The 6,054-nt window shown below is 43.9% G+C and carries 4 protein-coding genes; all 4 read right to left on the bottom strand.

Annotated elements, in window-relative coordinates:
- Positions 1 to 111 precede the first annotated feature (111 nt).
- The 4 genes from G7Y44_RS09600 to essC all read right to left on the bottom strand — a co-directional run bounded on the left by G7Y44_RS09600 (position 112) and on the right by essC (position 6,042).
- Positions 112 to 429, bottom strand: a complete 318-nt coding sequence (locus G7Y44_RS09600; protein WP_165249450.1) for a hypothetical protein — start codon at positions 427 to 429, stop codon at positions 112 to 114.
- Between the two features lie 3 nt (positions 430 to 432).
- Positions 433 to 765 (bottom strand): hypothetical protein, encoded by a 333-nt coding sequence (locus tag G7Y44_RS09595; protein ID WP_165249448.1) that lies wholly within the window; start codon positions 763 to 765, stop codon positions 433 to 435.
- An 18-nt stretch (positions 766 to 783) separates the two neighbouring features.
- On the bottom strand, positions 784 to 1,095 hold the full coding sequence (locus G7Y44_RS09590; protein ID WP_165249446.1) for a hypothetical protein: 312 nt from the start codon (positions 1,093 to 1,095) through the stop codon (positions 784 to 786).
- 285 nt (positions 1,096 to 1,380) lie between these two features.
- Positions 1,381 to 6,042, bottom strand: coding sequence for a type VII secretion protein EssC (essC, locus tag G7Y44_RS09585; protein WP_165249444.1), 4,662 nt, complete (start codon positions 6,040 to 6,042; stop codon positions 1,381 to 1,383).
- Positions 6,043 to 6,054 lie beyond the last annotated feature (12 nt).

The following is a 6,054-nucleotide window of genomic DNA, read 5'->3' as shown; positions in this document are numbered from 1 at the left end:
AAGTAAAGTTATAGCCTCTTCCACTCTGATGTATCGAGGCAGAAATATATCAGTTTCTAGCCCTGCGGCAGGCACACGAAAATGTACGAGCATTCTCTCCATGGGCATCCTTCAAAACCCCCAATTCCGTATTCCGAGCAGCTTTAACACTTTATTTGATTCGTGCTCCAATTCGAAATCACGGTTTATCATCTTCTGCACTTCATCAGCTGTTTCTTCCACAAAACGCATTCTGAACGTAATGCTATCTTTCAGATTTCGAAGATCCCAGCAAACTGAATCTAAGGCGCATATATCAGTTGGGGCTAAATCAATCAGCTGTATTTTGCAGTATTCGATCTCATTCAACAACTGATCTACTAAAACTCGCTCTTGCTGAATAACTGCACAATGCTTCCTCAACCCAATAATATCAGCAGCAAAGCGCATCCGCTACTCTTTGATTCCCAATGAGCCAATAATACCTCCAATGTCATCGATGATACCCGTCGTCATCGCTGTAACACCCGACATCTCCTCGACCATGCCATTGTATTCAGCAAGCAGCTTTTGAGTACGATCCCTAGCGTTTCTTACGCTAACGATTGCTACAGTAAGCTGTCTAAGGTAATCGGGCGTCTGAGGATCATCCCAAAAGCTAGTTACTTTGTTTTTGAGACTTTCCAATGTCTCTAAATGAGTATCCAGGCGACCGATGCAGCCCTCCAGCTCGGAAATCTTTGCCGTATATTGCGACTTCGTGTACTTAACAATCGGATTGTCCATTATTCATTCTCCTGGCTCTTACAGATGGAAGTTGCTCTTGTAGCTGTCTATACTGTCGGCAACCTTTTCTATTGAAGCTTGACGACCCTTAATGAGATCACCGAGTTTTGAGCACATTTGCTGGAAGCCACCGCAGAGGTTGCCCCATTGCTCTTGCATAATGCGTCCCGTTTCTTCGATGCCCTTCATAATGGTGTCTTGCTCCCCTGGTATGGTCGTGCATTGCTCTGCCACTTCATCTAACACCTGTCTAACTTTGTCGAGCTCCATTTCGACTTCTATTTTCCAGCTGTTCGCCGCCGCAACATCGAAGTCTACGTCATGGGACATGATTGCTCTCCTTTTGTCTAATTGTCCATCGCATTATTAGTAGGCTCATTCGAACATAGCATTTTCTTTACCCATACATTTTCACCACATCCTCTCAAAGTGTCTTTCACATCTACCGAGAAGTTCTAGTTCTCTATTTGTTACATCCTGATAGTCCGTTAAGGGATTTCCGTTCAAGCACGCTCCGACCTCCATCGAGTCGTTCTCGATAAGCTCTTTCAGCTTTTTGCATATTCTTAACCATTCGCATAGTAGATTCCTATCAATCATCTCAGCTTCCTATTTCTAATCGAATATGGATCGATCATCATCTCTCTCAAACAGGGGTTGAGATTCTTCACATGGCATCTGTATTGGATAGAACTTCCCTCGATACTTCATCAAACACTTATTAAATGGGCCTTCGTCGCTTACACGCGCATATTCCCCTGGAAGATTAACGCACTTTTGTCCTGAATAACGCCCACCGAACAACATGGCAAGCTCTTCATTGTTAAATGCAGACGTCAGAGATTTATTTGCTAACCCATACTTATCGTCTGGATAAAAGCAACCTATCGCATACATATTGAATTCATGGAACTTCGAAAGAAGAGACGAAAGCAGCTGTGTTAATTCATCTGTCAGATTAGCAACGTCTTCAAGCCTTTCGAAAACAACAAGCCAAGGAGTCGTCATCTCGCGCAAATAATCATATGACTTACGCCTATTCTGACTATCTGAACACTGATCTTTATACTCATCCCAAATCTGTTGCCTTGCCTGCATTTCTGCAGCCAGACAGCGAATCAATCTCTCCACTCCTTCGTCTGAAGACTCAAGCGGCTCAAACGTCGACTTCGGTTCCTTTGGAATTAGCGATGAAACCAAGCTTCGATTTACACGTTTAACCATGTAGGTAACCATGTTTTCTCGCGCTGCCATATAAAGCACGTTATTAAACACGGGTAACTGGCTTGCCTGACTACCAAAGTATATCGACAAAGGAGTAAACTGCTTTAGTGGAAGCTCGACATACTTAGCATTGTCAAGACTGTATCCCAACGGAAACGTGCCCGGTTTACCCATCTTGCAGAATTCAGAATACGAAATCTCGTTGTCAATAACAGGTAATCGTCTCGCAGCGTTTCCATACCCACGGTTACGCGCCATTTTCTTCACTTCGTCTTTTAAAGCTTGGGATCGGCCACTTGCATCCAATCCCGATCCGATACAAGCTACCTGCAACTCCAATGGTCTTTCATCGATGACACAGAGTCCCCGTCCGGGACATTCTGGCGGAGTGTAACTTATACGGCAGCCAAGAATCTCTTCATATTCGTATTTATCCTTGGCATGCAAAGCTATACGACCGTCTATCTCTTGCCTTGCTCGTATATTTATCTCGTTCGGATGGTTGCAACTAATAACATACTTGATACCGTACTGAGCACCAGCTTTGAGATATTCGTCCATGCGATAGGCATACGCCTCCCCTTTCTTATTGGCGCTAAAACCAGAATAATTGTCGATCACAACCAATATGACCGGCATAGTCAGTATTTCGCAAGCCGCCCCAAAGCTGTCAATACCCATTTCTGAGAATTGCTTTTTTCTTTCTGTTACAAGCTCATCAATAAGGCCAAAAAAAGCTTCTATCTTATCCTCGTCAGCTTCAAACAATGCGGCTCCACAGTGTGGAAATTGAAGAAACATACTCGATAATCTACTCGAGTAGTCGAGTAGGTACAAATTGAGTTCATCTGACGTAAAGTTCTCTAGCAAACGAAGTATCATCGTCTGTATGAGTGTGGTCTTCCCACTTCTCGCCCCGCCAACAACAAGAAAATGATTACGCTTGGCCAAGTCCATAGCAAACGCGGCTTGCACCTGTCTTTCCGGATCATCCAACACTCCCACGATCGGTGTCATAGAGTGCTGCTGTTCTATGGCGTTCAGCTTCTGCAACTCAATTGTCCTTGGAAGCGGCGGCGTCCATAATTGCTTCGCCATACTTCCAACACTTTTTGCAATCTCAATCAACTCTGCCACTATAGCCGATAATTCAGAGCCTTCTGCTAAGCGTTCCGGCTCCTTTAATTTAGACACGGTTATCTTTTGCCCAGCTTCATCTATAATCTCGATGCTTTTGTCCACCTTCGCTGTCGCCCTGTCTTGAGGAACATAAGGCGCACCACTCCACGCAGATTGACCCAAAGCGAATAGTTCATTGTATCCAACCTGTAGATAAAACCGCCCAATATCCTGAAGCTCTGCTGCTTCCGGACGCTTTAACATTTCGACACTATCACCTTTTGTCTGCACTTTTAGACAGACCCTGAACTTTGTATTGCTTAATATTTGATCATTTACAACACCACCGGGCTTTTGTGTTGCTAAAATCAGATGGACGCCAAGGCTTCTTCCTATTCTCGCTATGCTAATCAACTGATCGAGAAACTCTCTCTGTTGATCCTTCAGCTCGGCAAACTCATCGGAAATGATAAATAAATGAGATATCGGCTCAATAACTACGCCTTGACGAAACAATTTTTGGTACTGGTATATATCCATAGTGCTTTCGCCGGCAATTGATTTCGCTTCGTTAAAAACACGCTGTCGCCGAAGGATTTCGCTTTGTAGAGATAAAAGGGATCTTTGTATCGCAGAGCCATCTAAGTTCGTTATCGTGCCTGCCAAATGTGGCAATCTTAGTCCTCGAGCTTTATCTTCAAAGGCTCCAGCCAGACCACCACCTTTATAGTCTATAAGAAGAAAGGATACTTCCTCTGGCCGATAGTTTATTGCCAGCGAAAGTATATAGGTGAGCAAGAACTCACTTTTCCCTGACCCGGTCATGCCTGCAACAAGACCATGAGGGCCTTGAAATTTCTGGTGAAGATCGAGATTGAATGAGTTCCCAGCAACATCAACTCCGACCGGAACTGCCAATGTCGCCACAGGGTCACTTTCCTCCCAACGCTTTAATATGTTGAGATTTGAGATCCTACCAACATCATACATTTCCAAAAAAGACAAAGACTTTGACAAAGAGTATGTTGCATCTACTGCTTTGAGAGTGGTATTAGCAACCTTGCTCATGCAGGCAGCGAACATCGTCTTGTCTATATCATCGAGAGCAAAATTGCCAACCGGCTCCTCAATATCTCTGATATTAATTATCGAGTGTTCTCCGCTATTCGACAATGCAATTTGAACAGCACAATCTTTAGGTATATCGTTAAAAGCAGAAATACTCGTAAGTCCACAGTTATCATCTAACTGTGCGCACGATTTAAGAACTTCCACACAATCCTGTAACAGCTTATCTAAAGCAACAACGAAATAGTACGGATGCTCCCTCAGTATGGAGTTCAGTTGGCGGCATACCGAAAGGTCTTCTTCGATCTCTCGAGACAACATCTCTCCTATCAGATACGCTTCCCCTTGGTTGGTCCCGATAAATCTCATCGTTCTTTGATCATTCCAAAAATGAGGAAGGTACTTTACAAACTTCAGTTCCTCTACATCTTGGGGCTGAGCAAGAAGAACTATCTTCAACTCATCGTAGCTATACAACGCTGCCAAACGAGCAATCAACCGTCTAACAAACTCAATTCGAGCAGCGTAATCACCCGTTATTCCGCAGAAGTTGTACTTAACAAAATCAACCACAATAGGAACGTTTCGCAAAATCACTTGCCTATTTGCAAGCTCATACATCTTATTCTCTAGCTCATCATCCTCCAAGCTCAACTTCTTCTCTGGATATACAACCTTGGCGATCATCGGTAACTCGCCTACGCCAACGCGTATCTTTAGAAAGTCATCGTCTTCCTTCCGTCTTTCCCATAATCGCCTGCTATTCATCGCAAGATCAAAGACTGTATTGATACTTGGATAGTTTTCCCGAAGCACCAGCTCTTCGTACTCCTTTTCGCGCTCTATCGCTCTAGCTTTTTGTCGTAAATACCGCGAATAAGCGGAGACACGACGCTCCTCATACTCGGCACGTTGTTTCTCTGTGTACTTCTCCGACAAAAAAGGAAACAGAATCGTACTCAAGAGCATCAAAGGATTCCCCATAAATGCCGATGCAGCCCCGTATACTGCCGAACCTCCCATGCGCAGCATAAGAGGAATGCTCTTGTCGTTTATAGGAAATGGAGGCATTTCTATTTCTATATCTGTCGTCTTAAGCGGAGTACGCCTTCGTGGAAGTCTATTAAAATACAGGTCACTCCTTTTGTGATCTGTATTATTAGCAACTGCCAGCAAGTCCATTGGCATTGTTGGCACATAGCCTTCAATATAACGACTGGATATATTTACACCATTCTTTTTTGAATTGATTGCAAGAAAGTCTGTGCCTATCACAAGTCTTAGCCCAAGGATGTCTACTATATCTCCAAGCTTTAACTCTTGGGATGTTATTCGCTGGTTGTTTACATAGACACCATTTGTGCTATCAACATCTTCAACGCGAAATGATCCTTGCTTGTAGACCACCAGAGCATGCCGCTTCGATATATAAGGATTAAAAAACGTTATGTCATTGTCGTTCATTCTGCCAATACTCAACTGCACTGATTCACGTATGCGATATCGGACGTATCCAAAATTTGCCAACGTAAGCGCCTCAGCGATGAGAATGCTCCGGTTTCCCGCATGGGCGATATACCAGAAACCACCATCAACGACTTTTGCGAAAGTGATCCGATTGTTTGATTTATCCAACATAACCGCGCTCGCACCACTCATGTACCATGCACCATCACTGGCAACACACGAGATGAGAGACTCGCCTTCAACGTAAAATGAATCTGCACCTTCTCGAATCGAGGGCAACATAAACTCATATGACCTACTACGCGATATCAGGGTAAGACGATAAGCTGACGTTGTCGTTTTCTCGATTCCACATGCCTCAACACTCATACGCAATTTGTCACTATCCAGTGTCACCATACTCTCGCCATC

Origin of the sequence: Adlercreutzia sp. ZJ141 (assembly GCF_011038965.1) — a bacterium.
Classification (GTDB): domain Bacteria; phylum Actinomycetota; class Coriobacteriia; order Coriobacteriales; family Eggerthellaceae; genus ZJ141.
This window is presented reverse-complemented; position numbering and strand designations above follow the sequence as displayed.

Coding starts and splice junctions, on each gene's coding strand:
- G7Y44_RS09595 (WP_165249448.1), bottom strand. CDS start 765: ATGGACAATCCGATTGTTAAGTACACGAAGTCGCAATATACGGCAAAG.
- essC (WP_165249444.1), bottom strand. CDS start 6,042: ATGGTGACACTGGATAGTGACAAATTGCGTATGAGTGTTGAGGCATGT.
- G7Y44_RS09590 (WP_165249446.1), bottom strand. CDS start 1,095: ATGTCCCATGACGTAGACTTCGATGTTGCGGCGGCGAACAGCTGGAAA.
- G7Y44_RS09600 (WP_165249450.1), bottom strand. CDS start 429: ATGCGCTTTGCTGCTGATATTATTGGGTTGAGGAAGCATTGTGCAGTT.